The organism is Arsenicicoccus sp. oral taxon 190, from assembly GCF_001189535.1.
In the GTDB taxonomy this organism is placed as follows: Bacteria; Actinomycetota; Actinomycetes; order Actinomycetales; family Dermatophilaceae; genus Arsenicicoccus.
This window is the reverse complement of the sequence record NZ_CP012070.1, coordinates 2,335,118-2,361,703: the sequence shown is the minus strand read 5'-3', so window position 1 is coordinate 2,361,703 and position 26,586 is coordinate 2,335,118. Positions and strand designations below refer to the sequence as shown.

The window sequence follows — 26,586 nt, the reverse complement described above, 5'->3', positions numbered from 1 at the left end:
ACCACCCACCACAGGGTTTGTGTGTCGGGAGCTACACAGTGGACGCGAGCAATCTTCGGGTCAAGTCATCGGCTTATTAGTACCGGTCAGCTCCACACATTGCTGTGCTTCCACATCCGGCCTATCAACCCAGTAGTCTAGCTGGGAGCCTCTCACCCACAAGGGGCATGGAAACCTCATCTTGAAGCGTGCTTCCCGCTTAGATGCTTTCAGCGGTTATCACTCCCGAACGTAGCTAATCAGCGGTGCCCTTGGCAGAACAACTGACACACCAGAGGTTCGTCCATCCCGGTCCTCTCGTACTAGGGACAGCCCTTCTCAAGTTTCCTACGCGCACAGCGGATAGGGACCGAACTGTCTCACGACGTTCTAAACCCAGCTCGCGTACCGCTTTAATGGGCGAACAGCCCAACCCTTGGGACCTACTCCAGCCCCAGGATGCGACGAGCCGACATCGAGGTGCCAAACCATGCCGTCGATATGAACTCTTGGGCAAGATCAGCCTGTTATCCCCGGGGTACCTTTTATCCGTTGAGCGACGGCGCTTCCACAAGCCACCGCCGGGTCACTAGTCCCGACTTTCGTCCCTGCTCGACATGTCTGTCTCACAGTCAAGCTCCCTTGTGCACTTACACTCGAAACCTGATTACCAACCAGGCTGAGGGAACCTTTGGGCGCCTCCGTTACCCTTTAGGAGGCAACCGCCCCAGTTAAACTACCCACCAGGCACTGTCCCTGATCCGGATCACGGACCGAGGTTAGACATCCAGAACGACCAGAGTGGTATTTCAACGATGACTCCACACACACTGGCGTGCATGCTTCACAGTCTCCCACCTATCCTACACAAGCCGTACCGAACACCAATACCAAGCTATAGTAAAGGTCCCGGGGTCTTTCCGTCCTGCTGCGCGTAACGAGCATCTTTACTCGTAGTGCAATTTCGCCGAGCTCGCGGTTGAGACAGTAGGGAAGTCGTTACGCCATTCGTGCAGGTCGGAACTTACCCGACAAGGAATTTCGCTACCTTAGGATGGTTATAGTTACCACCGCCGTTTACTGGCGCTTAAGTTCTCAGCTTCGCCGTGAGGCTAACCGGTCCCCTTAACGTTCCAGCACCGGGCAGGCGTCAGTCCGTATACATCGAATTACTTCTTCGCACGGACCTGTGTTTTTAGTAAACAGTCGCTTCCCCCTGGTCTCTGCGGCCACTCACGCTCAACACGCAAGGTGCGTCACGATCATGGCCCCCCTTCTCCCGAAGTTACGGGGGCATTTTGCCGAATTCCTTAACCACGATTCACTCGATCGCCTTGGTATTCTCTACCTAACCACCTGAGTCGGTTTGGGGTACGGGCGGCTCAGTCCCTCGCTAGAAGCTTTTCTCGGCAGCATAGGATCACCCTCTTCCCGCATACGCGGTCACTATCAGATCTCACCCGAATGGCATGCGGATTTACCTACACACCGGGCTACATCCTTAGACGTGGACAACCATCGCCACGCGGCGGCTACCTTCCTGCGTCACTCCATCGCTTAACTACTACTGGCTCAGGTCACCTCATCCACTCCTCACCCACCCGAAGGCGGTTAGAGAAGCTTCACCAGGTTTAGTATCACCAGCCTCGCTAGGGGCGGTACTGCGCCGGTTCCGGAATATCAACCGGATGTCCATCGACTACGCCTGTCGGCCTCGCCTTAGGTCCCGACTTACCCAGGGCAGATTAGCTTGACCCTGGAACCCTTGGTTATTCGGCGGACGGGTTTCTCACCCGTCATTCGCTACTCATGCCTGCATTCTCACTCGCGTAGCGTCCACGACTGGATCACTCCGCCGCTTCACTCGCCACACGACGCTCCCCTACCCATCGACACGCCTGAACCACAAACGGCTTAGCAATATGTCAATGCCACAGCTTCGGCGGTGTGCTTGAGCCCCGCTACATTGTCGGCGCAAAATCACTTGACCAGTGAGCTATTACGCACTCTTTAAAGGGTGGCTGCTTCTAAGCCAACCTCCTGGTTGTCAAGGCAACTTCACATCCTTTTCCACTTAGCACACGCTTAGGGGCCTTAGCTGGTGATCTGGGCTGTTTCCCTCTCGACTACGGAGCTTATCCCCCGCAGTCTCACTGCCACGCTCTCACTTACCGGCATTCGGAGTTTGGCTGACGTCAGTAACCCGGTGGGGCCCATCGGCCATCCAGTAGCTCTACCTCCGGCAAGAAACACGTGACGCTGCACCTAAATGCATTTCGGGGAGAACCAGCTATCACGAAGTTTGATTGGCCTTTCACCCCTACCCACAGCTCATCCCCCCAGTTTTCAACCTAGGTGGGTTCGGTCCTCCACGCGGTCTTACCCGCGCTTCAACCTGGCCATGGGTAGATCACTTCGCTTCGGGTCTAGACCCAGCGACTCAAACGCCCTGTTCGGACTCGCTTTCGCTACGGCTACCCCACGCGGGTTAACCTCGCCACTGAGCACTAACTCGCAGGCTCATTCTTCAAAAGGCACGCTGTCACCCCACACAGAGGCTCCAACGGATTGTAAGCGCACGGTTTCAGGATCTATTTCACTCCCCTCCCGGGGTACTTTTCACCTTTCCCTCACGGTACTTGTCCGCTATCGGTCACCAGGGAATATTTAGGCTTAGCAGGTGGTCCTGCCAGATTCACACGGGATTTCTCGGGCCCCGTGCTACTTGGGATACTCGCCCACAGTCTCGAAGATTTCAGCTACAGGGGTGCCACCTTCTCTGCCCGGCCATTCAAGACCGTTCGCCTATCCACGAGATTTCTTACTGCGCGCCCGCATGTCAGTACGGGCCGGCAAGTCCCACAACCCCGACCGTGCAACCCCTGACAGGTATCACACACGACCGGTTTAGCCTCATCCGCGTTCGCTCGCCACTACTGACGGAATCACTGTTGTTTTCTCTTCCTGTGGGTACTGAGATGTTTCACTTCCCCACGTTCCCTCCACACACCCTATATATTCAGGTGCAGGTGACTGGACACAAACTCCAGCCGGGTTCCCCCATTCGGAAACCCTCGGATCACAGTCTGGTTATCGACTCCCCGAGGCTTATCGCAGATTCCTACGTCCTTCATCGGTTCCTGGTGCCAAGGCATCCACCGTGCGCCCTTAAAAACTTGGCCACAAAGATGCTCGCGTCCACTGTGTAGTTCTCAAAACACAAACCCCAACCACCTACACACCCAAGCACACGCTCGAGCTATCAGCAGTCCAGGCAAAGACCCCAGACCCCCACCCAGCAACCCCCACAACGAGGAGCCACCAGAACAGGGAAACCGATGTCTCAGGACCCAACAGCGCGCCACGACCACCACCCCCACCAGACGCTTTCCACACCCACCCCCAACAAGGGCGAGCCGTACTCACAACCAGCAGAACCAGCAGCCAACCATTCGATGTTCCACCCATGAGCACCCCCACCACACACTCGGTGATGAAGAGGCAAATGCTCCTTAGAAAGGAGGTGATCCAGCCGCACCTTCCGGTACGGCTACCTTGTTACGACTTAGTCCCAATCGCCAGTCCCACCTTCGACGGCTCCCCCCACAAGGGTTAGGCCACCGGCTTCGGGTGTTACCGACTTTCGTGACTTGACGGGCGGTGTGTACAAGGCCCGGGAACGTATTCACCGCAGCGTTGCTGATCTGCGATTACTAGCGACTCCGACTTCATGGGGTCGAGTTGCAGACCCCAATCCGAACTGAGACCGGTTTTTTGGGATTCGCTCCACCTCGCGGTATCGCAGCCCTTTGTACCGGCCATTGTAGCATGCGTGAAGCCCAAGACATAAGGGGCATGATGATTTGACGTCATCCCCACCTTCCTCCGAGTTGACCCCGGCAGTCTCCTATGAGTCCCCGCCATCACGCGCTGGCAACATAGAACGAGGGTTGCGCTCGTTGCGGGACTTAACCCAACATCTCACGACACGAGCTGACGACAACCATGCACCACCTGTACACCGACCTTACGGGGAGCACATCTCTGCACTTTTCCGGTGTATGTCAAGCCTTGGTAAGGTTCTTCGCGTTGCATCGAATTAATCCGCATGCTCCGCCGCTTGTGCGGGCCCCCGTCAATTCCTTTGAGTTTTAGCCTTGCGGCCGTACTCCCCAGGCGGGGCGCTTAATGCGTTAGCTGCGGCACGGAACTCGTGGAATGAGCCCCACACCTAGCGCCCAACGTTTACGGCATGGACTACCAGGGTATCTAATCCTGTTCGCTCCCCATGCTTTCGCTTCTCAGTGTCAGTTATGGCCCAGAGACCTGCCTTCGCCATCGGTGTTCCTCCTGATATCTGCGCATTTCACCGCTACACCAGGAATTCCAGTCTCCCCTACCACACTCTAGTCTGCCCGTACCCACGGCAAGCCCAACGTTAAGCGTTGGGTTTTCACCGCAGACGCGACAAACCACCTACAAGCTCTTTACGCCCAATAATTCCGGACAACGCTCGCACCCTACGTATTACCGCGGCTGCTGGCACGTAGTTAGCCGGTGCTTCTTCTGCTCCTACCGTCACTCTCGCTTCTTCAGAGCTGAAAGAGGTTTACAACCCGAAGGCCTTCATCCCTCACGCGGCGTCGCTGCATCAGGCTTCCGCCCATTGTGCAATATTCCCCACTGCTGCCTCCCGTAGGAGTCTGGGCCGTGTCTCAGTCCCAGTGTGGCCGGTCGCCCTCTCAGGCCGGCTACCCGTCGTCGCCTTGGTGAGCCACTACCTCACCAACAAGCTGATAGGCCGCGAGTCCATCCTCCACCACAAAAGCTTTCCACCCCCACCCCATGCGAGGGAGGGTCATATCCAGTATTAGCCCCGGTTTCCCGGAGTTATCCCAGAGTGAAGGGCAGGTTACTCACGTGTTACTCACCCGTTCGCCACTAATCCACCCAGCAAGCTGGGCTTCATCGTTCGACTTGCATGTGTTAAGCACGCCGCCAGCGTTCGTCCTGAGCCAGGATCAAACTCTCCGTAGAAAATTCAAACCCCAGCAAACAGAACAACAATCTGACATTGCTGTCCGTCTACCAAAGGAACCTCAAACGAGGTAAAAACTTGGCATCAAATTTCGGCACGCTGTTGAGTTCTCAAACATCGGACGCACACAACGATCCATCCCGATGAGGGGATCTAGCGCCATGGCTGGTGATTTCCGAACACTCTTGGGCTTCTCGGACCAGACCCGATCGGATCTGCGGAGCGCGCTTGGCTTGTTCGGTTCCTCTACTGTAGCAGGTGTTTCTCCCGCTTCCCAATCGAGCGTTTCCGCTCATCAGGACATACCGAAGTACCTTCTCGGTAGAGGTTCGTCGTCCGCGGGACCGGCCTACTTCGCTGCGAGGTTTCCCTGCTAGCAGTGGTGTCCGTTCCTCCCTGTCCGGGCGACGAAGAGAACATTACGGGACGGTGTCCGCCAAGGACAAATCTGCTGGTCAGAGGCGGTGCGCCCGTCCACCGCCCGCACCTCACCGGGTGCCGGCGCCTCAGTCCCGCGCCCGTCGCCCGGCGGCCATCGACTTGCGACCCCGCTTGAGCAGGACCACCCGGCCGTGCAGGAAGTCCTCCTCACCCAGCGTCGCCTCCCCGTCGGTCACCTTGACGTTGTTGACCGACACCCCGCCGTCCTTGACCGCGCGGCGAGCCTCGTTGCGCGAGGCCACCAGCCCCGCCGCCACCAGGGCGTCGACCACGCTGTCCCCGAGGTGCACCGGGCCGCCGGGCAGCTCGGCCGTGGCGTCCAGCAGCGTCCGCTCGTCCAGGGACGTGAGGTCCCCCTTGCCGAACAGCGCCTCGGAGGCCGCCTGGACGGCCGCCGTCGCCTCCGCACCGTGCACGAGCGTCGTCACGTCGGCGGCGAGCACCTTCTGCGCCATACGACGGAAGGGCTCCTCGGCCACCTGGCGCTCCAGGTCGGCGATCTCCTCGCGCGTGCGGTCGGTGAAGACCTTGAGGAGCGTGACGACCGACGCGTCCTCGACGTTGATCCAGTACTGGTAGAAGGCGTACGGCGAGGTCATCGTCGGGTCGAGCCAGACGGCGTTGCCGGCGGACTTCCCGAACTTCTCGCCCGAGGAGTCCGTCAGCAGCGGTGTCGTCAGCACGTGCACCGACGCCCCCTCGACCCGTCCGATCAGGTCGACCCCCGCGGTGAGGTTGCCCCACTGGTCCTGCCCACCGGTCTGCAGCGTGCAGCCGTAGCGGCGGTAGAGCTCGAGGTAGTCGAGGGCCTGCAGGATCTGGTAGCTGAACTCCGTGTAGGAGATGCCCTGGTCGGAGTTGAGCCGCGCGGCTACGGCGTCCTTCTTGATCATCTGGTTGACCCGGAAGTGCTTGCCGTAGTCGCGCAGGAAGTCGAGGGCCGAGATCGGCTCGGTCCAGTCCAGGTTGTTGACGAAGGTGGCCGGGTTGGCCGTGTCCTCGCCGAGGATCGTCACGACCTGCGCCCTGATGCGCTCGACGTCGGCCGCGGTCTGCTCCTTGGTCTTGAGCGTCCGCTCGCTCGACGGCCGCGGGTCACCCACCAGCCCGGTCGAGCCGCCGACGAGCCCGATGACGCGGTGCCCGGCTCGCTGCAGGTGCCGCAGCGTGATCAGCTGCACGAGGTTGCCGAAGTGCAGCGAGGGCGCCGTCGGGTCGAAGCCGCAGTAGACCGTGACCGGTCCGTCCTCGAGGGCCTGTCGCAGGGCCTGCTCGTCGGTGGTCTGCGCCACCAGACCGCGCCACTGCAGCTCGTCGAGGATGGTGCTCACGGGATGGGTCTCCTTGTCGTCCGGGGCGGCGGGATCTGCCGCCGCAGCTAGCCTGCCCTACTCGCTCGCAGCTCTGCAGCCGGGTCCACGTCGGCCTGGTCGGAGGCGAGCATGGCGAAGTAGTACTCGTCGGCCCATCCCTGCTCGACCGGCACCGACTGGCGCAGCACGGCCTCCCGGGTCATCCCGAGCCGGTGCAGCAGCCGGCAGGCCGCCTGGTTGCCCTCCACGGTGGTCGCGAAGACCCGATGGGCCCCGAGCCTGCCGAAGGCGTGGTCCAGCAGCGCGCGCCCGATCTCGGTGGCGTAGCCGCGACGGTGGTACTTGGGGTGCAGGACCCAGGAGATCTCGTAGACGTCCGGGTGCTCGTAGCGGTGGAACACGACGTGCCCCACGACCTTGTCCTTGCCGCGCTTGACGAGGGCGAGCACGGGCGGGTCGTCCCCCACCCAGCGGGTCAGGAAGCGCTTGACCTGCTTGTCGGTGTAGGGGTCGTCGAGGTAGCGCATGACCTGCGGGTCGGACAGGTAGCTGCGGACCGCCTTGAAGTCGCTCTCGGCGAACGGCCGCAGGCTCAGACGCTCGGTCCTGACCGCGTCACCCACCGAGGAACGAGCCCTGCTGCTGCTCACTGCTGCTCCTCACCGGAGCGTGCGCCCCGTCGTGGTCGTGCCTGTCACCCCCAGCCTAGAACCCCCGTGCCTCCGGGGTCCGACCTCTGGACGGTGCCTGGTCGGGAGGTGGGCGGGGAGGTGGGCGGGGAGGTCGGTCCGGAGGTGGGTCCGGAGGTGGCAGCGCCGGGTGGTGCGGGCCGCCGCCGGCGGGGCGTCCCCGGGCGGTAGGCCGACACCGTCTGCTCCCCCGCGATCCAGAACCGCCAGGGGAAGCGTTCCCCGTCCCCGCCGGGCCCCGAGACCCCCACCCTGGGGCCGGTGAGCACGGAGCCGGGGGCCGGAGGATCCACCGCCGGGTCCAGGTGCACCTGCCCGTCCGGGTCCAGCAGGTCCAGCCCGTGGTGCGCCAGGTCCAGACCGAGGGCCCGGGTCAGTCGCCCCGGTCCTCGGGCCCAGTCCCGCGGCCGTATGCCGGGCCGCCGCTCGGCCACCTCGGGGGCTCCCGCCACGACCTGCGCCGCACGCAGCAGCACGGCCGAAGCCTCGCCCGTCGGCCCGGTGACGACGTTGACGGCGTGGTGCATGCCGTAGGACAGGTAGACGTACAGGTGCCCCGCCTCGCCGAACATCACCCGGGTCCTCGGGGTGGGGCCACGGAACGCGTGCGAGCCGGGGTCCACCTGACCGGCATACGCCTCGACCTCGGTGAGCCGCAACGAGACCGGGCCGTGGCGCAGGACGCACCCGAGCAGGTCGGGCGCCACCTCGAGCACGGGGCGCGCGAAGAAGTCGCGCGTCAGCATCAGTCGCGCACGACCGGGGTGGCCCCGGCGAAGTCGCGCAGCTCGGCGGCGACGGCACGGACCCGGTCGCGTTGCTCGGCGACGCGGGCCGGAGCCGTGCCGCCCTTGGCGTCGCGGGACGCCAGCGACCCGGGCACCGACAGCACGGAGCGCACCCCCGGCCGCAGGTGCTCGGAGATCCCGGCGAGGTCCTCGTCGGACAGGTCCCACAGCTCGATGCCCCGCTCCTCGCAGACCCGCACGCAGGCGCCGGCGACCTCGTGAGCGACCCGGAAGGGCACCCCCTCGCGCACCAGCCACTCGGCCACGTCGGTCGCGAGCGAGAAGCCTTGGGGCGCAAGGGACTCCAGGCGGTCGTCGTGGAAGACGAGGGTCGCCACCATGCCGCTGAAGGCCGGCAGCAGCAGCTCGAGCGTGTCGATCGCGTCGAAGACCGGCTCCTTGTCCTCCTGCAGGTCGCGGTTGTAGGCCAGCGGGAGCGCCTTGAGCGTGGTGAGCAGGCCCGCGAGGTCCCCGACCAGCCGACCCGCCTTGCCGCGGGCCAGCTCGGCGACGTCGGGGTTCTTCTTCTGCGGCATGATGCTCGACCCGGTGGAGTAGGCGTCGTCGAGGGTGACGAAGCTGAACTCCTTGGTCGCCCAGAGCACGACCTCCTCCGCGAGCCGGGACACGTCGACCGCGACCATGGCGGACACGAAGGCGAACTCGGCCATGACGTCGCGGGACGCGGTGCCGTCGATGGAGTTGTCCACGCTCGCCGCGAAGCCCAGGTCGGCGGCGACCGCCTCGGGGTCGAGGCCGAGGGACGAGCCGGCCAGCGCGCCGGACCCGTAGGGCGAGACCGCGGCCCGGACGTCCCAGTCGACGAACCGCTGCACGTCGCGCAGCAGCGCCCAGGCGTGGGCCAGCAGGTGGTGGGCCAGCAGGACGGGCTGGGCGTGCTGCAGGTGGGTGCGCCCCGGCATCGCCGTGCCGGCGTGCGCCTCCGCCTGGGCGAGCAGGGCGTCCACGACGTCGAGCACGAGGCCGCTCACGCGGCGGGCGTGGTCGCGCAGGTACATCCGGAAGAGCGTCGCCACCTGGTCGTTGCGCGACCGGCCCGCGCGGAGCCGGCCGCCCACGTCGGGGCCGGCCCGCTCGATCAGGCCGCGCTCCAGGGCGGTGTGGACGTCCTCGTCGTCCTCGGCCGGGGCGAACCGGCCCGACTCGACGTCCTCGCGCAGCGCGCGCAGCGCGTCGAGCATCGCGGCCAGGGTCTCGTCGTCGAGCAGCCCGGCGCGGTGCAGCACCCGCGCGTGGGCCCGCGACCCCGCGATGTCGTAGGGCGCGAGCCGCCAGTCGAAGTGGGTGGAGCGGGACAGGGCGGCCAGCGCGTCCGCGGGTCCACCCGCGAAGCGACCGCCCCAGAGGCTGGTGCGCTCGGAGCTCATGGAAGGTGTCCTTCGGGTCGTGGGGCGAGGAGCGGCGCCGCGGGTGGGCGCCGCCCGGGGTCAGTCCTCAGTCCTCCGTCACGCCGGCGAGGCGGAGCAGCTTGGCCGCGACCGCCTGCCCGCCGTCCGGCTCGGAGGAGATGACCAGGATGGTGTCATCGCCGGCGATGGTCCCGACGATGTCGCTCTCGCGGGCCATGTCGATCGCGGAGGCGAGGAAGTTGGCGGCCCCCGGCGGGGTGCGCACGATGACCAGGTTTGCCGAAGAACGGGCCGACACGAGCAGCTCCTCGCACACCTTGCGCAGCCGACCGGAGATCTCGGCGTGGTCGGGCGCGATGCGCGGCGTCTGGTCACCCCCGAGCCCCGGCAGGGCGTAGACCAGGGTGCGTCCCTGACGCACCTTGACCGCGCCGAGGTCGACCAGGTCGCGCGACAGCGTCGCCTGCGTGATCTCGACCCCCTCGGCCGCGAGCAGCTCGAGCAGCTCGTTCTGGGAGCGCACGGTGGTGCGGGCCAGGATGTCGGCGATGAGCTGGTGCCGGGCACCACGGGTGGGGGCGATCATGATGGTCCTCCGTGCGACGAGGCGATCCGGTCGAGCGCGGCGGGCAGGGCGGCGACGAGCTCGTCGGCCTGCTCGGTGGTCAGGATGAGCGGTGGCGCGACCCGGATGGCGTCGGGACGCACTGGGTTGACGATAAGCCCTGATGCCTCGAGCGCGGCGGTGACCTGCGCCGAGACGTCCCCGGCGAGGCCGATGGCGCGCAGCAGCCCGGCCCCGCGGACCTCCGTCGCGCCGGGGTGCCCCAGCGCCGTGACGGCCTGCGCCAGGTGCTCGCCGGTCGCCGCGGCCTGCTGCAGCAGGCCGTCCCGCTCGATGGTGTCGAGCACGGCGAGCGCAGCGGCGCAGGCGAGCGCGTTGCCGCCGAAGGTGGTCCCGTGCTGGCCCGGCCCGAGCAGGCCGCTGACGGCGTCGCCGTAGGTGACCACCGCCCCGATCGGCACGCCTCCGGCGAGCCCCTTGGCGAGGGTCATCACGTCGGGGCGGATCCCGTGCTCCTGGTGCGCGAACCACCGCCCGGTGCGGCCCACCCCGGTCTGGATCTCGTCGAGCACCAGCAGCGCGCCCGCGGCCGTGGTCGCCTCCCGCGCGGCCCGCAGATAGTCGCCGGAGGCCGGTATGACGCCCGCCTCCCCCTGGATCGGCTCCAGCACGACGGCCGCCACCGTCTCGTCCACGGCGGCCCGCAGCGCCGCCGTGTCGCCGTAGGGCACGAAGGTGACCTCGCTCATGAGGGGCTCGAAGGGCTCCCGGTAGGCCTGCTTGTGGGTCAGCGCGAGCGCGCCGGTGGAGCGGCCGTGGAAGGCGCCCTCCGCCGCGACGACCCGCCGCCGACCGGTGCGCCGCGCCAGCTTGACGACGGCCTCGATCGCCTCGGTCCCGCTGTTGCACAAGAAGACTCGCGAACCGTCCGGGGCGCCCGCCAGCTCGAGCAGCCGCTCCCCGAGCCGGACCTGGTCCGGGGTCACGAAGAAGTTGGACACGTGCACGAGCTCCCGGGCCGCCCGGCTGATCGCCTCGACGAGGGCCGGGTGGCCGTGCCCGAGGCTGCTGACGGCGATGCCCCCCAGCAGGTCGAGGTAGCGGCGGCCGTCGGCGTCCCACACGTGGCAGCCCTCGCCCCGCACGAGCGTGAGGCGGGGCCGCCCGAAGACGCCCAGCAGCACCTCCTGGGAGCGGTCGAGGGTGGCGGTGGCGGTCGTCATACGGCCTCCTGGGGCTCGGTGCCGGGCTCGTCGTCGGCAGCGGTGATCATCGTGCCGACCCCTTCGCTGGTGAAGACCTCGAGCAGCAGCGCGTGCGCGACCCGACCGTCGATCATGTGGGCCTGGCCGACGCCGCCCCGGACGGCCGCGACGCAGGCCTGCAGCTTGGGGATCATGCCGGCGTCCACGCGTCCGGCGAGCTCCTCGGCCTCGTCGACGGTCATCGTCGCGAGCAGCGAGTCGGGGTCGGGGTAGCGCAGGTAGACGCCCTCGACGTCGGTGAGGACCACGAGCTTGGTGGCCCCGAGCGCCACCGCCAGGGCGGCCGCGGCGGTGTCGGCGTTGACGTTGAGGACCTGGCCGTCCTGGTCGAGGTCCGGGGCGACGGTGGACACGACGGGGACCCGGCCCGCGTCCAGGATGTCCTGCACGGCAGCGGGGTTGACGACCTCCACGTCCCCGACGAGGCCGAGGTCCACGTCCTCGCCGTCGACGACGGTGCCCCGGCGGCGGGCCCCGAAGAGGTGGGCGTCCTCCCCCGACAGACCGACGGCGAGCGGGCCGTGCTGGTTGAGCAGCCCGACGAGCTCCCGACCCACCTGGCCGGTGAGCACCATCCGCACGACGTCCATGACCTCCGGCGTCGTGACCCGCAGGCCGCCCCGGAACTCGCTGGTCAGGCCGAGCCGCTGCAGCATCGCCGCGATCTGGGGGCCACCGCCGTGCACGACCACGGGCCGCAGCCCGGCGTAGCGCAGGAACGCGATGTCCTGGGCGAAGGCCCGCTTGAGGTCGTCGTCGACCATGGCGTTGCCGCCGTACTTGACGACGACCAGGGCGCCGCGGAAGCGCTCCATCCAGGGCAGCGCCTCGACGAGCACGGACGCCTTGGCGAGGGTGCGCGGGTGGGACTCGAGCAGTCGCGGCGTGGCCCGGGGGCGGGGGCTGGGAGTGGTCGTCATGTGCTGTACGCGGAGTTCTCGTGGACGTAGTCGTGGGTGAGGTCGTTGGTCCAGACGGTCGCTGCCGCGTCGCCGGCGTGCAGGTCCACCTGGACGTGCACCTCGCGCGGTGTCAGGTCCAAGCGATCGCGCGGCTCGCCGACACCCATGGCGCGGCACACCTGGACGCCGTTGATCGCCACGTCCAGGCGATAGGGGTCGAACTCGGCGGAGGTCGTGCCGACGGCGGCGAGGACGCGGCCCCAGTTGGGGTCGTTGCCGAAGACGGCGCACTTGAAGAGGTTGTTGCGGGCGACGGACCGGGCCACCTCCAGGGCGTCGTCCTCGTCGACCGCGTGCACCACCTCGATGCGGATGTCGTGGTGGGCGCCCTCGGCGTCGCCGACGAGCTGTCGGGCGAGGTCCTGGCAGACCTCCGTGAGCAGGTGCGTGAGCTGCTCCTCGCCGGGTGCGGTCCCGCTCGCCCCGGACGCGAGCAGCACGACGGTGTCGTTGGTGGACTGGCAGCCGTCGGAGTCGACGCGGTCGAAGCTCGCGGCGGTCGCCGTGCGCAGCGCCCGGTCGAGCGTCGCGGGGTCGACCACCGCGTCCGTCGTCAGCACGACGAGCATCGTCGCGAGGGACGGGGCGAGCATGCCGGCCCCCTTGGCCATCCCGCCGACGACCCAGCCGTCACCGCTCGCCTGCGCCTGCTTGGGACGGGTGTCGGTGGTCATGATGGCCTCTGCCGCAGCCGGACCGCCGTCGCCCGAGAGAGAGGCCGCGGCCTCGCTCACCCCGGCCCGCAGCCGGTCCATCGGCAGTCGCTCGCCGATGAGGCCCGTCGAGCACACCACGACGTCGCCGGCGCTGATCCCCAGCAGCTCGGCGACCTGCTCGGCGGTGCGGTGGCTGTCGAGGAAGCCCTCGGGCCCGGTGCACGCGTTGGCTCCCCCGGAGTTGAGCACGACCGCGTCGATACGCCCGTCGGCGAGGACCTGACGGCTCCACGTGACGGGCGCCGCCTCCACCCGGTTGCTCGTGAAGACCGCGGCGCCGTGGTGGTCGGGGCCGTCGTTGACGACGAGGGCGACGTCGGGCCGGCCGCTCGGCTTGAGCCCCGCCGTGACCCCGGCCGCCCGGAAGCCGCGGGCCGCGGTGGCGCTCACGGCGCGACCCCCACGGTCGGCAGGCCGAGGCCCTCCGGCAGGCCGAGCGCGAGGTTGATGGCCTGCACGGCGGCCCCCGCGGTGCCCTTGGTGAGGTTGTCGATGGCGGCCACGGCGACGACCCGGCGGGTGCGCTCGTCCAGGGCGACCTGCACCTGGACCTGGTTGGAGCCCAGCACGTCGGCGGTGCGGGGCCAGCGGCCGGGCGCCAGGACGTGCACGAACTCCTCTGCCGCGTAGCAGGACTCCCACGCGGCGCGCACCTCGTCGGCGGTCGCCGAGGGCACGGCCCGGGCGGTGCAGGTGGCGAGGATGCCGCGTGGCATGGGGGCCAGGGTGGGCGTGAAGGAGACGGTGACGGCGGCGCCGGCGACGCGGGAGAGGTTCTGCTCGATCTCGGGCGTGTGCCGGTGCACCCCGCCGACGCCGTACGGCGACATGCCCCCCATCACCTCGGCGCCGAGGAGGTGCGGCTTGAGCCCCTTGCCGGCCCCGCTGGTGCCGCTGGCGGCGACGACCACGACGTCGTCGGGCTCGAGCAGGCCGGCCGCGAAGCCGGGCGCCAGCGCGAGCGTCGTGGCCGTCGGGTAGCAGCCGGGGACCGCGACGCGGGTCGCACCGGCCAGGGCGTCGCGACCGCGACCTGACCCCGCCTCGAGGGGCAGCTCGGGCAGCCCGTAGGCCCAGGCGCCGGCATGGGGGGTGTCGTAGAAGGCCTCCCACGCGGCCGGGTCCTCCAACCGGAAGTCGGCCCCGCAGTCCACGACCACGACGTGGTCCGGCAGCTGCGCCGCTAGCGGCGCGGACGCCCCGTGGGGCAGCGCCAGCGCCACCACGTCGTGGCGGGCCAGCAGCGCGGGGTCGGCGGCCTCGAGACGCCGCTCGGCGAGGGGCATCAGGTGGGGGTGGACGGCCCCGAGCAGGCTGCCTGCCTGGGAGGCGGCGCAGACGGCACCGACCTCCAGCTCGGGGTGGCCGAGCAGCAGCCGGAGCAGCTCGCCGCCGGCATACCCGCTCGCACCGGCGACGGCTACGGACCTCATTGCATGATCATACGTCGGACCGCGTCATCATGCGAAACGGTCCGCAGGGTCAACCGGCCACCGGGTCGCCGTCGCCGTAACCGACCAGCCCGATGGTGCGGACGTCGTCGGTGAGCCCTTCGGCCGCGCGAGCGGCGAGGCTCTCCGGGGTGTCGGCGCCGGCCCGGACCATGCGCCCCGACCAGGCGTCGAGGTCGCCCGCGGCGAGGGCGAGCGCCAGCGCCACGACCTCCTGCGGGTCGGTCCACTCGGTGCGTCCGAGGTGCTGCGGCATCGCCTCGGTCATGTCGGTGCGGACCACGCCCGGCGCCAGGTCGAAGGCACGCAGGCCGTGCTCGGCGCCGGCGAGGTGCAGCGCGCCGGTGATCCGCGCGAGGGCGGTCTTGGACACGTGGTAGGCGCTCTGCTCCGCGTCGGCCCGGGTGCCCGAGCCGCTGTTGAGGTTGATGATGCGACCGCCGCCGGCGGCGATCATGGCGGGCGCCGCCGCCCTCGCGACCAGGTAGGGCCCGAGGACGTTGGTGCGCTGCACGCCCCACCACTCGTCGATGTCGCTCTCCCACAGCACGGTCGGCCGCTCGATGACCCCGGCGTTGTTGACGACCACGTCGAGCCGGCCGTGCCGCTCGAGCACCTGGTCCACGAAGATCCGCACCTGGTCAGGCTCGGCGACGTCCAGCGGGGAGCCGGTCGCGTCGCCACCCTCGCGCACGAGCTCGTCGGCCAGCCGGCGGGCGGCGTCACCGTCGCGCGACGTCAGCTCGACGACGTAGCCCTCCGCGGAGAAACCACGGGCCAGGTGCGCGCCGATGCCGCGCGACCCTCCCGTCACCAGCACCACCGGCGGTATGCCGGGCGCCCCTGCGGGCCGCTGCGGGGTCACCGTCTCCTCGGCCCCCGGCACCAGGCCGCCGACGGGGCCACCGTCCGGCAGGCCGGCGACGGGCGGGTCCGCGACGGGGCCACCGTCGGGCAGGTCGGTGACCGGGCCGCCGTCCGGCGCGCTGTTGCTGGTCACCTCAGGCACCTCGCTGGGTCGCGCCGGTGGCCTGGGCCGCGGCCGAGATCGCGCGGTCGCGCAGGGCGCTGACCTCCTCGGTGGTGAGGGTGCGGTCGGCGGCCCGGACGGTGAGGCGGTAGGCCAGCGACTTCTTGCCCGGCCCGAGCTGGTCGCTGCGGAAGACGTCGAAGAGGACGACGTGCTCCAGCTCGGCCCCGGCGCCGTCCCGCAGCGCCCGCTCCAGCTCGGCGGCGGGGACCCGCTCGTCGACGACGAGGGCGACGTCGCTGTGTGCGACGGGGTAGGTGGACAGCTTGTGAGCCTCGGCGACGGCCTCCCCGGCCGCCGCGGCGAGCAGGTCCACGTCGATCTCGGCAGCGCAGGTGCGGGCCGGCAGCTCCAGCGCCGCGAGCACCCGCGGGTGCAGCTCTCCGGCGTGCCCGAGGGTGGTGCCGTCGGGCAGGACGAGCCGGGCGCACCGGCCGGGGTGCCAGGGGGTCTGCTCGGCCTGGGCGACCTCGAGCCTCACCCCGAGGGCCCCCGCGGCCTCCACCACCACCGCGACCGCGTCGGTCGCGGACACCGGCCGGGCCGGGCCCCAGGGCCCTGCGGGGGCGGCGTCACCGGTCAGGACCAGCGCGGCGTGCCACGGCTGAGCCGGGACCGCCTCGTGGATGCGCCGCAGCGTCTCCTCGTCGGGACGGTGCCCGAGCGGGGGGATGGGCGCCTTGAGGCCGCGCCCGTCGGGGCGGGTCACCAGGCCCAGCTCGTAGATCGCGAGGTCCTTGGCGCCGCGGGACACGTTGCGCCGCAGCACGTCCAGCAGGGTGTCGAGCAGCGTGGTGCGCAGCAGCGGCTGCTCGTCGTTGATGGGGTTGGCGAGCCGGACCGTGCGCCGTCGCTCGTCCTGGGGGTCGTAGCCGAAGGCGTCGAACCGCGCCTCCGCGACGAAGGGGCTGCTCAGCACCTCGACGAGGCCCTGCTGCGCCAGGGTGGCCGCCAGGAGCCGGCGGGCCCGCTGCACCGGCGTCAGGCCGGTGCCTCCCGGGGCCCGCGGCAGCTCGGAGGGGATCTGCGCGTAGCCCCGCACCCGGGCGACCTCCTCCACGAGGTCGGGCCCGTTGCGCAGGTCGGGGCGCCAGCTCGGCGGCGTCACCCGGACCAGGTCGCCGTCGAGCTCCTCGACGTCGCAGCCGATCTCGCGCAGCACCGCGAGGACCTCCGGGCGCTCGAAGGTGAGCCCCACCAGGCGGGTCGGCAGCGTCACGTCGACGGTGAAGGGCTCCGGCAGCGTCACGGAACCGACGTCGGTGGCGCCAGGGTCGGCGGTGCCGCCGCCGAGCTCCACGAGGAGCTGGACGACGAGCTCGGCCGCGGCGGCGGTGAGCTCGGGGTCCACGCCCCGCTCGAAGCGCTTGGCCGCCTCGCTGGGCAGCTTGTGGCGACGCGCCGACCGGGCGATGCTCACCGGGTCGAAGTGGGCGGCCTCGACCAGGACGTCGGTCGTGGTGTCGGTGACCTCGCAGTCCGCGCCGCCCATGACGCCGGCGATGACGAGCGGGGTCTCACCGGCGTCGGTGATGAGCAGGTCCTGCGGGTCCAGCGCACGCTCGATCCCGTCGAGCGTGGTGAGCCGCTCCCCCGCACGCGCCCGCCGGACCTCGATGGAGCCGGAGAGGCGGTCGAGGTCGAAGGCGTGCAGCGGCTGGCCGAGCAGCAGCATCACGTAGTTGGTCACGTCGACGGTCAGCGAGATCGGGCGCATCCCGAGCTGGGTGAGGCGGGTCGCCATCCACGGCGGCGTCGTGGCGTGGACGTCCACGCCCCGGACGACGCGGGCGACATACCGGTCGCAGCCGGGGCGCCCGTCGAGGGGCGCCTCGTCCGCGAGCCGCACCGGATAGCCCGACCCGTCGCCGGCCGGCGCGGTCCGGGCCGGCTCGGCGGCGGGGTCGGTGAAGGGGACGCCGAGGGACAGGGCGAGGTCGCGGGCGATCCCCCGCATGCTGAAGGCGTAGCCGCGGTCCGGGGTGATGTTGACCTCCACGACCTCGTCGCCCAGCCCGAGCAGCTCGATGGCGTCGGCGCCGGGGACCGCTCGCGCGAGGCGCTCCGGGTCGTCGGCCAGGTAGTCGCCGAGCACGATGATGCCGCTGTGGTCCTCGCCGAGGCCGAGCTCGTCGAGGGCGCACATCATGCCGTTGGAGACGTGGCCGTAGGTCTTGCGGGCACTGATCCGGAAACCGCCGGGCAGGGTGGCGCCGGGGAGCACCACGACGACCAGGTCACCCACGGCGAAGTTGTGGGCGCCGCAGACGATCTCCTGGTGCTTGCCCTCGGTCACCATCTGGCCGTGCTCGCCGACGTCGACGGTGCACCACCGGATGACCTTGCCGTTCTTCTGCGGCTCGTCGGCGTAGTCCAGGACCCGCCCGACGACGAGGGGGCCGGTGACGTCCCCGCCGTGCAGGCCCTCCTCCTCCAGGCCGACCTTGACCAGGGCGGCGGCGACGTCCGCACCCGTCGTCGTGACGGGCAGGGCGTCCTCCCCGACCAGCTCTCGCAACCAGGACACGGGTGCGCGCATCAGATCTCCATCCCGAACTGCGTGCTGAAACGGACGTCGCCCTCGACGATGTCGAACATGTCGGGCACCCCGTGGCGCAGCATGATGGCGCGCTCGATGCCCATCCCGAAGGCGAACCCGGTGAAGCGGTCGGGGTCGATGCCCGCCGCCGACAGGACGTTGCGGTTGACCATGCCGCAGCCACCCCACTCGATCCAGCCGGTGCCGCCGCACACCCGGCAGGCCGGGTCCTTGCCGAGGCAGATGGGGCACTGGAAGTCCATCTCGGCGCTCGGCTCGGTGAAGGGGAAGAAGGCGGGCCGCAGCCGCGTGGTCACGTGCGGGCCGAACAGCTCGGCGGCGAACCGGTCGAGGGTGCCCTTGAGGTGGGCCATGGTCAGGCCCTCGGCGACGGCCAGGCCCTCGACCTGATGGAAGACCGGGGTGTGGGTGGCGTCGAGGTCGTCGGTGCGGAAGACCTTGCCGGGGCAGACGATGAAGAGCGGCAGCTCGCGGGTCAGCATCGCGCGCATCTGCACCGGCGAGGTGTGGGTGCGCAGCACCAGGCCGCCGTCGGTCGGCTCGAGGAAGAACGTGTCCTGCATGGCCCGGGCCGGGTGGTCCGGGCCGAAGTTGAGGGCGTCGAAGTTGAACCACTCGGCCTCGACCTCGGGGCCCTCGGCGACCTCCCAGCCGAGGCCGGTGAAGATGTCCCCGATCCGCTCGATGGTCGTCGAGATCGGGTGGCGGGCGCCGATCGGGCGGCGCGGCGCCACTACGGTCATGTCGACCCGCTCCTCGACGAGCATGCGGTCGTCGCGCTCGGTCTCGAGGACCTGCTGCCGGGCGGCGACCGCGGCCGCGACCCGGCCCCGGGCCTGCCCGACGCGCTTGCCGGCGTCGGCCTTGGCGGACGGCGGCAGCGCCCCGATCTCCCGGTTGGCGAGCGCCAGCGGCGACCGGTCCCCCGCGTGCGCCAGCCGGGCGGCCTTGAGCTCCTCGAGCGTCGTGGCGGACTCGACGGCGGCGAGCGCCGCGGCGACGTCGGCCTCGATGGCGGCAGGGTCGAGGGCGCTGACCTCGACCGGGTCGTACTGCGTGTTGGGTCCAGACATCGCTCTCACTCACGTGGGTCGGGGGTGCGGGGGCGGGCCCGGCCGTCACCGCACGCCATCCTAGTGGGCGGCACCGACGGCGCCGCCTCTGCGGACAGCAGGCGAGAGCCCCGCGGCCGGTGCGCGGCGCGCCCGGCCATCAGACGACGCGCTCAGGCGACGCGCTCAGGCAACGTGCTCGGGCGCCCCGGCGGGCAGGGTGAAGCAGAACTCGGCGCCCCCGCACGGTGCCCGTCCCACGGAGATCGTGCCCCCGTGGGCCTGCACGAGGCCGCGGACGACATACAGCCCCAGCCCGGTGCCACCCCGACGGGTCGAGTGCCAGAACCGGGTGAACACCATCGGGTAGCTCTCCTCCGGGATGCCCTCGCCCTCGTCGGACACCCGCACCAGCAGGAAGTCCTGCCCGGGGGACCCGGCGATCGCGACGGTGACCACGCCGGCGCCGTGGCGCAGGGCGTTCTCCATCAGGTTGGCCACCACCTGCTCGACGCGGTCCGGGTCGGCCCACACCTCGGGCAGCGGCTCCTGCACCTGCAGCACGAACCGGTCGGCCGCATGGCCCGAGGCGACGAGGCCCTCGACGTGCCGCTCGACGATGCGGGGCAGGTCGACCGGCTGGCGGCGCAGCTCCAGGCGGCCGCTGTCGATGCGTGACACGTCGAGCAGCTCGGCCACCAGGCGGGTGATGCGGTCGGTGTCGGACTCGATCGTCTCCAGCATGAGCCGCTTCTGGTCGTCGCTGAAGCGGTCCCAGCGGCGCAGCAGCGTCGACGTGAAGCCCTTGACGCTGGTGAGCGGGGACCGCAGCTCGTGGGCAACCGTCGAGATGAGGGCCGAGGTCTTCTGCTCCGCGCGCCGCCGGGCGGCGGCGGCCCGCAGCACGACGACCACCTGGACCACCGGGCCCCGCGGTCGCTCGCGCCCCAGCGTGGCGGTGAGGAACACCTCGCGGTCGCCGGGCAGCGCCAGCAGGGTCTCGGAGATGCGGGTCCGGGTCGCCAGGCCGCCGTAGGGGTCGGCGCAGGTCCACCAGGAGCGGCCCTCGAGGTCCTGCAGCGGGAGGGCCACCCGGGCGTCCGCACCCAGGACGGCGTCACGGTCGGCACCGAGGATGGCCAGGGCGCGGGAGTTGACGGCGGTGACAACTCCCGTGGCGTCCGTGACGACGACCCCGTCAGGGAGGACGTCCAGGTCACAGACCTGCGACGGGCAACGGACCGGCATCGAGGCGGGCCGGGCAGCCTGTCGCTCCGGCACGCCAGGTGTCACCGAGGTCATGGGAGCACCCTAGTCGGCCGCACCGACCGAGCCACCCGAACAGCCTAGTGCGGTGCGTCGTCGTGCAGGGCCCGTGCCGAAGCGTAGAGACAAACCGTTGCAGCCATGGCGAGGTTCAGCGACTCGGCGTGCCCGTGGATGGGCACCCGGACCACGTCGTCGCACAGCGCGCGGGTCTCCTCGGGCATCCCCCAGGCCTCGTTGCCCATCACCCAGGCGTGCGGCGCGGCCAGCCGGCGCTCGACGGCCGGGGCGGTCAGCAGCTGGTCGCCGTGCCCGTCGGCCGCCAGCAGGCGTATGCCGTGCCCCCGCAACCGCCCCAGCACCTCCTCGACGGGCACACCGACGACCACGGGCAGGTGGAAGAGCGAGCCGACCGTCGACCGCACGACCTTGGGGTTGTAGACGTCGACGCTGGCCTCGCTCACGACCACGGCGTCCGCGCCGACGGCGTCGGCGCCGCGCAGCACCGTGCCGGCGTTGCCGGGGTCGCGCACGTGCGTGAGGACGCACACCAGCCGGGGGTCGCCGGCCAGCACCGCGTCGAGCGTCACGTCCAGGCGGCGGCACACGGCGAGCATCCCCTGGGGGGCCTGGGTGTCCCCCATCGCGGTGAGGACCTCGTCGGTGACGGTCTGCACCCGCAGGCCCGCGGCGCGGGCGTCGTCGACGATCCCGGGGTGCCGCTGCGCCGCCGCGGGCGTCAGGTAGACCTCCCGGACCACGTCCGGCTGGAAGGCCACCGCCTCGCGCACGGCCTGCGGGCCCTCGGCGAGGAAGGCCTGCTCGCGCTCGCGCACCGCGCGGCGGGTCAGGGCGTGCACCGCGCGGACCCGGTCGGACCGAGGGTTGCTCAGCACCCCGGCGGAGGCAGGGTCCCCGGCACGCCCGTGGGGGCGACCAGCGGTCTGGTCGCCCCCACGGGAACGATGCTCAGGACGAGCGGGGCTCGGCATACGAGCTGTGCCTGGTCCGGAGAGGATCAGGCGGCGTCGGTCGCGGACTGCGCCGGGACGTTGGCCTTGGCGATCTCGACCAGCGCGGTGAACGCGGCGGCGTCGTTGACGGCCAGCTCGGCGAGCATGCGGCGGTCCACCTCGACGCCCGCGGCCTTGAGGCCCTGGACGAAGCGGTTGTAGGTCATGCCGTTGGCGCGGGCCGCAGCGTTGATGCGCTGGATCCACAGGCGTCGGAAGTCACCCTTGCGGGCGCGACGGTCGCGGTAGGCGTAGACCAGGGAGTGGGTGACCTGCTCCTTGGCCTTGCGGTAGAGGCGGGACCGCTGACCGCGGTAGCCGCTCGCGCGCTCGAGGACGACCCGGCGCTTCTTCTGGGCGTTGACTGCCCGCTTCACGCGTGCCACGTGAGTACTCCTTCAGGAAAGACTAATAAGGGAAAGCGGGCTCACTTGCCCAGGAGGCGCTTGATCTTCTTCTCGTCGGCCTTGGCGACGACGACGTCAGGCACCAGACGGCGCGTCTGACGCTTGGCGCGCTCCTCGAACTTGTGCACGTGGTGCGCGCGCTCGCGCATGACCTTGCCGGAGCCGGTCAGGCGGAACCGCTTCTTGGCACCGGAGTGCGTCTTGTTCTTCGGCATGGTGGCCGATCTCCTCTAACTCGTTGTGCGGGCGGGTAAAGCTGGGGGCGAGGGCTACTCGGTGGGCGACTCGGGGCCGTCGACGGCCTCGGGCGCCTCGTCCTGCGGCCCGCGGGCGGCGCTCTCGCGGCGCTTGCGCTGCTCGGCCTTGGCGTCGGCCTTCTTCTTGGTGGGGCCGAGGACCATCACCATGTTGCGGCCGTCCTGCTTGGGCGCGGACTCGACGAAACCGAGCTCGGAGACGTCCTCCGCGAGGCGCTGCAGCAGCCGGAAGCCCAGCTCGGGCTTGGACTGCTCGCGGCCGCGGAACATGATGGTCACCTTGACCTTGTCGCCGCCGTTGAGGAACCGGACGACGTGGCCCTTCTTGGTGCCGTAGTCGTGCGGGTCGATCTTCGGGCGGAGCTTGATCTCCTTGATGACCGTGTTGACCTGGTTCTTGCGGGCTTCACGCGCCTTCTGCGCCGCTTCGTACTTGAACTTGCCGAAGTCCATGAGCTTGGCGACCGGAGGCTTGGCCATCGGGGCCACCTCGACCAGGTCGAGGTCCGCCTCGGCGGCCAGACGCAGCGCATCCTCCACGCGGACGATGCCGACCTGCTCACCGTTGGGTCCCACAAGGCGCACCTCGGGGACCCGGATGCGCTCATTGATACGAGGCTCGCTGATGTGATGCTCCTTCTCGAACATGTCGGTGACCTGTCCGGAGAAACCGAAAGGCTCCCCGCGACCTGCGCGAGGAGCCTGCACCACCGAGAGATCCGGCGCCACGCCCGCTCGGGACGTATGACGACGCCCGCCGGCCGGCCCACGAACGGCCGACGGCGAACCGCCACGATCCGTGGCGGCGACCTCAGGACCCGAACGCCTGTCGAGCTGCTGCTCGGTCGGCGATGGCGGGTGGAAGCGGGGCTTCTCTTGCACGTGACACCCAGGCGGATGTCACCGGTCAGTGCACCAGGCTACCAGGCCGGGCCCACGCCGCACCAATCCGTCGGCCGGCCCGGGGGCTAGGCGCCGGTGAACATCTCGTGACCTGCCCCCTGCCCGGGTTGAGCGCCGCCGACGGGGGTAGGAAGGTGGAGGGAGCACCCATCCGAAGGACCCTCCCGATCCGAAGGAGTCTGCCGTGAGCACGACGCCCGACCAGCCCGTCACGCCCGCCGCGACCGCTCCCGCCCACCTGCGCCCCGCACCCCCGCTCACCGACGAGGTGCGCGAGCGGCTCGCCCACCCGTCCGACGACGAGATCGCCACCCTGGACGCCTGGTGGCGCGCCGACAACTACCTCACGGTCGGCCAGATCTACCTCATGGCCAACCCGCTGCTGCGCGAGCCGCTCGCCCCCGGGCACATCAAGCCCCGGCTGCTCGGGCACTGGGGCACCTCCCCCGGGCTCGCGTTCGTCTACGCCCACGCGTCCCGGCTGATCCGGCACACCGGGCAGCAGACGATCTACCTCGCCGGGCCCGGGCACGGCGGCCCGGCGCTCGTCGGGGCCGCCTACCTCGAGGGCGAGTACACCCCGCGCTTCCCCGAGGTGACGCAGGACGTGGAGGGGCTCACCCGGTTCTTCCGGCAGTTCTCCGCGCCGGGCGGGATCCCCTCCCACGCCTCGGTGACGACCCCGGGCTCGATCCACGAGGGCGGCGAGCTCGGCTACGCCCTCATCCACGCCTTCGGCGCAGTCATGGACAACCCCGACCTGCTGGCCGTCGCCGTGGTCGGCGACGGCGAGGCCGAGACGGGCCCGCTCGAGGGGTCCTGGAAGGGCATCTCCTTCCTCAACCCCGCCCGCGACGGCGCGGTGCTGCCCGTGCTGCACCTCAACGGCGCCAAGATCGCCGGCCCCACCGTCCTCGCCCGCAAGGACCCGCAGGAGGTGCGCGAGCTCTTCCGCGGCCACGGCTACGAGGTCATCGAGGTCGAGGGCAGCGACCTGCCCGGCATGCACCGGCGGTTCGCCGAGGCGCTGGCGACGGCATACGGCCTCATCCGGGAGATCCAGGACCGGGCGCGCGCGGGAGAGGCGCCGCAGACCAGGCCGCGCTGGCCCATGATCATCCTGCGCACCCCCAAGGGCTGGACCGGCCCGCACGAGGTCGACGGCACGCTGATCGAGGGCACCTGGCGGGCCCACCAGGTCCCGCTGTCCGGGGTCAAGGACGACCCGGACCACCTGCGGCTGCTCGAGGAGTGGCTGCGCGGCTACCGCCCCGAGGAGCTCTTCGACGAGTCGGGCGCACCGACCGAGCTGGTCACCCGCAACAACCCGCCCGGCGCGCTCAGCATGAGCGGCACCCCGCACGCCAACGGCGGGCTGCTCACCCAGGACCTCGACATCCCGGACGTCCAGGACCTGGAGATCGACGTGCCGGCGCCCGCGGTGGTCCGCCACGAGTCGACCCGGGTGCTGGGCGAGCTGATGAAGGGGCTCTACGAGCGCAACCCGCGCACCTTCCGGCTCTTCTGCCCCGACGAGAGCAACAGCAACCGGATCGGAGCCGTCTTCGACGTCTCGGACCGTATGACGATGGAGCGGGTCACCCCCGACGACGTCAAGCTCTCCTCCGACGGGCGCGTCATGGAGGTGCTGTCCGAGCACAGCTGCCACGGCTGGTTGGAGGGCTACACGCTGACCGGTCGGCACGGGCTCTTCGCGACCTACGAGGCGTTCGCGATGGTCAGCGCCTCGCAGACCATCCAGCACTGCAAGTGGCTCGAGGAGGCGCACCACCTGGGGTGGCGGGCCAGGATCCCCAGCCTCAACGTCCTGCTCAGCTCGACGGCCTGGCGCAACGACCACAACGGCTTCAGCCACCAGGGCCCCGGCCTGATCCAGAACGTCCTGCAGATGCGCGGCGACGTCGCTCGCATCTACCTCCCCGCCGACGCCAACACGCTGCTCGCCGTCGCCGACCACTGCTTCCGGTCCCGCTCGCACGTCAACCTGATCGTGCAGGACAAGCAGCCGCAGCTGCAGTACCTCACCCTCGAGGAGGCGCGCGAGCACTGCGAGCGCGGCGCCTCGATCTGGGACTGGGCCGGCAACGAGCTCGACTCCCGCGACGAGCCCGACATCGTGCTGGCCTGCGCGGGCGACGTCGTGACCATGGAGACGGTGGCGGCGGCGCAGATCCTGCGGGAGCGGCTGCCCGAGCTGTCGGTGCGCGTCGTCAACGTCGTCAACCTGATGACGCTGGCGCGCCGCAAGGACCACCCCAACGGCATGTCCGACATGTCCTTAGAGGAGCTGTTCACGACCTGGCAGGACGTGGTCTTCAGCTTCCACGGCTACCCCGGCGCGATCCACCAGCTGGTGCACGGGCGCAACGACGCCGACCGGTTCCACGTGCGGGGCTTCATCGAGCAGGGCACGACCACCACGCCCTTCGACATGGTGGTGCGCAACCAGGCGTCGCGCTACCACCTGGTGATGGACGCGCTCAACAACTCCCAGCGGCACCCGCGCGGGTCCGCCGCGCTCAAGGCCTGGTGCCAGGAGCAGCTCGACCGGCACGAGGCGTACATCCGCGAGCACCTGCAGGACATGCCCGAGGTGCGCGACTGGGTGGCTCAGGACCCCGGCTCCGAGGTCAGCGGGCGACAGGTCGAGGCCTAGCCGCCGGCGGAGCGGCGAGCGCGCGAGTCGCCCGACCCCGTCGGGGGTCGGGCGACTCGGAACACCGCTCGGCGGCGTCTCCATCCCGCTCAAGGGGCGCAGCTGGCGTGCACGCGTCGCGCTGTGCGCGACCATCCCGATGGACCGGGCCACCCCGGCCGACCTGGAGCGGGTGCGGCAGGGGCTGCAGCACGCCGCCCGCCGCCTGCGCTGAGCGCGGTCACACGACGGTGGCGCCGAGCGACTCGGCGACGAGCGCGGCCTGCGCCAGGTCGATCGTCACGCCACGCAGGTCGACCTCGGCGAGCTGGATCCCGGCCAGGTCGCTACCGACCAGCGAGGCGCCCCGCATGACCACCCCCCGGAGCACGGCGCGCGCCATACGGCAGGAGTGGATCGCGGCGCCCGTCAGGTCGGCCTCGGTGAGGTCGGCCTCCTCGAGGTTGACCTCCGTCAGCTCGAGCCGACGCAGGTCCGCCTGCCGCAGCGAGACGTAGGACCAGTCCCCGCCCTCCACGGTCAGCGGCAGGAGGGTGCACCCGACGAGCTCGCTGCCGGTCAGCTTGCAGCCGACCAGGGTGGCGTCGAAGAAGGACGACCCCTCGAAGGTGCAGCCCGTCAGGCGGGTGCGCTCCAGGCGGGCGGCGTTGAGCCGCACGTTGCGGAACCTGGTGCCCTCGAAGGCGCAGTCCGTGATCGTCGCCTCGGTCAGGTCGACGTCCACCAGCTCGCAGTCGACGAACCGCTCCCCCACGAGCTCGCGGGCATACCAGTCCTCGCCGGCGAAGCGGCGTCCCGTCACGTCGGTGGTCATGACGGCCAGCATGGCAGGGGTGGCGGCGTG

19 protein-coding genes and 2 rRNA genes are annotated in these 26,586 nt (G+C 69.9%); 1 reads left to right on the top strand and 20 read right to left on the bottom strand.

Going from position 1 to position 26,586, the window contains the following annotated elements; translation table 11 throughout:
* Positions 1–56 precede the first annotated feature (56 nt).
* The 19 genes from ADJ73_RS10910 to infC form a co-directional block, all read right to left on the bottom strand.
* Positions 57–3,161: ribosomal RNA gene (locus ADJ73_RS10910) — 23S ribosomal RNA — on the bottom strand.
* Positions 3,162–3,495: 334 nt separating this feature from the next.
* Positions 3,496–5,016, bottom strand: a 16S ribosomal RNA gene (locus tag ADJ73_RS10905).
* The 16S and 23S rRNA genes sit together here, the layout of an rRNA operon.
* Before the next feature lie 507 nt (positions 5,017–5,523).
* A complete protein-coding gene (gene tyrS, locus ADJ73_RS10900; protein WP_050348284.1) occupies positions 5,524–6,789 on the bottom strand; it encodes a tyrosine--tRNA ligase in 1,266 nt (421 codons plus the stop codon).
* A gap of 47 nt (positions 6,790–6,836) precedes the next feature.
* Positions 6,837–7,421 (bottom strand): GNAT family N-acetyltransferase, encoded by a 585-nt coding sequence (locus tag ADJ73_RS10895; RefSeq protein ID WP_082176932.1) that lies wholly within the window; start codon positions 7,419–7,421, stop codon positions 6,837–6,839.
* Between the two features lie 44 nt (positions 7,422–7,465).
* Positions 7,466–8,206, bottom strand: a complete 741-nt coding sequence (locus ADJ73_RS10890) for a DNA-3-methyladenine glycosylase (protein ID WP_082176931.1) — start codon at positions 8,204–8,206, stop codon at positions 7,466–7,468.
* Positions 8,206–9,636 carry an argininosuccinate lyase gene (gene argH, locus ADJ73_RS10885; RefSeq protein ID WP_050348282.1) on the bottom strand — a complete coding sequence of 477 codons (1,431 nt, stop codon included), beginning with the start codon at positions 9,634–9,636 and terminating at the stop codon, positions 8,206–8,208. Before argH ends, ADJ73_RS10890 begins: the two co-directional genes overlap by 1 nt.
* Positions 9,637–9,703: 67 nt before the next feature.
* Positions 9,704–10,204: an arginine repressor gene (locus ADJ73_RS10880; RefSeq protein ID WP_050348281.1), complete on the bottom strand. Its 501-nt coding sequence runs from the start codon at positions 10,202–10,204 to the stop codon at positions 9,704–9,706.
* On the bottom strand, positions 10,201–11,406 hold the full coding sequence (locus ADJ73_RS10875; protein WP_050348280.1) for an acetylornithine transaminase: 1,206 nt from the start codon (positions 11,404–11,406) through the stop codon (positions 10,201–10,203). Before ADJ73_RS10875 ends, ADJ73_RS10880 begins: the two co-directional genes overlap by 4 nt.
* Positions 11,403–12,368, bottom strand: coding sequence for an acetylglutamate kinase (argB, locus tag ADJ73_RS10870; RefSeq protein WP_082176930.1), 966 nt, complete (start codon positions 12,366–12,368; stop codon positions 11,403–11,405). The genes ADJ73_RS10875 and argB overlap by 4 nt, the downstream gene beginning before the upstream one ends.
* Entirely contained in the window at positions 12,365–13,516 is a 1,152-nt protein-coding gene (argJ, locus tag ADJ73_RS10865; protein WP_050348279.1) for a bifunctional glutamate N-acetyltransferase/amino-acid acetyltransferase ArgJ, read from the bottom strand. Before argJ ends, argB begins: the two co-directional genes overlap by 4 nt.
* Positions 13,513–14,559 (bottom strand): N-acetyl-gamma-glutamyl-phosphate reductase, encoded by a 1,047-nt coding sequence (argC, locus tag ADJ73_RS10860; RefSeq protein ID WP_050348278.1) that lies wholly within the window; start codon positions 14,557–14,559, stop codon positions 13,513–13,515. The genes argJ and argC overlap by 4 nt, the downstream gene beginning before the upstream one ends.
* 49 nt (positions 14,560–14,608) lie before the next feature.
* Entirely contained in the window at positions 14,609–15,577 is a 969-nt protein-coding gene (locus ADJ73_RS10855) for an SDR family NAD(P)-dependent oxidoreductase (protein WP_253272550.1), read from the bottom strand.
* A 1-nt stretch (position 15,578) separates the two neighbouring features.
* Complete coding sequence (pheT, locus tag ADJ73_RS10850) at positions 15,579–18,146, bottom strand: phenylalanine--tRNA ligase subunit beta (protein ID WP_050348277.1); 2,568 nt, start codon at positions 18,144–18,146, stop codon at positions 15,579–15,581.
* A complete protein-coding gene (pheS, locus tag ADJ73_RS10845; RefSeq protein WP_050348276.1) occupies positions 18,146–19,240 on the bottom strand; it encodes a phenylalanine--tRNA ligase subunit alpha in 1,095 nt (364 codons plus the stop codon). The genes pheT and pheS overlap by 1 nt, the downstream gene beginning before the upstream one ends.
* Positions 19,241–19,405: 165 nt before the next feature.
* Entirely contained in the window at positions 19,406–20,521 is a 1,116-nt protein-coding gene (locus ADJ73_RS10840) for a sensor histidine kinase (protein ID WP_050348275.1), read from the bottom strand.
* 44 nt (positions 20,522–20,565) lie between these two features.
* Positions 20,566–21,381, bottom strand: coding sequence for a TrmH family RNA methyltransferase (locus ADJ73_RS10835; RefSeq protein ID WP_050348274.1), 816 nt, complete (start codon positions 21,379–21,381; stop codon positions 20,566–20,568).
* A 122-nt stretch (positions 21,382–21,503) separates the two neighbouring features.
* Positions 21,504–21,884 carry a 50S ribosomal protein L20 gene (gene rplT / locus ADJ73_RS10830; protein ID WP_050348273.1) on the bottom strand — a complete coding sequence of 127 codons (381 nt, stop codon included), beginning with the start codon at positions 21,882–21,884 and terminating at the stop codon, positions 21,504–21,506.
* A 41-nt stretch (positions 21,885–21,925) separates the two neighbouring features.
* Positions 21,926–22,120, bottom strand: coding sequence for a 50S ribosomal protein L35 (gene rpmI, locus ADJ73_RS10825; protein ID WP_019287233.1), 195 nt, complete (start codon positions 22,118–22,120; stop codon positions 21,926–21,928).
* 54 nt (positions 22,121–22,174) lie between these two features.
* The gene (gene infC, locus ADJ73_RS10820; RefSeq protein WP_253272549.1) at positions 22,175–22,738 is read right to left on the bottom strand and encodes a translation initiation factor IF-3; all 564 of its coding nucleotides are present in this window, start codon (positions 22,736–22,738) and stop codon (positions 22,175–22,177) included.
* Positions 22,739–23,333: 595 nt separating this feature from the next.
* Between infC and ADJ73_RS10815 the strand changes: the two genes are divergently transcribed.
* On the top strand, positions 23,334–25,742 hold the full coding sequence (locus ADJ73_RS10815; protein ID WP_156188319.1) for a phosphoketolase family protein: 2,409 nt from the start codon (positions 23,334–23,336) through the stop codon (positions 25,740–25,742).
* A 220-nt stretch (positions 25,743–25,962) separates the two neighbouring features.
* Here ADJ73_RS10815 and ADJ73_RS10810 read toward each other — a convergent pair whose 3' ends face one another.
* Positions 25,963–26,556 (bottom strand): pentapeptide repeat-containing protein, encoded by a 594-nt coding sequence (locus ADJ73_RS10810; protein ID WP_050349396.1) that lies wholly within the window; start codon positions 26,554–26,556, stop codon positions 25,963–25,965.
* Between the last annotated feature and the right edge of the window lie 30 nt (positions 26,557–26,586).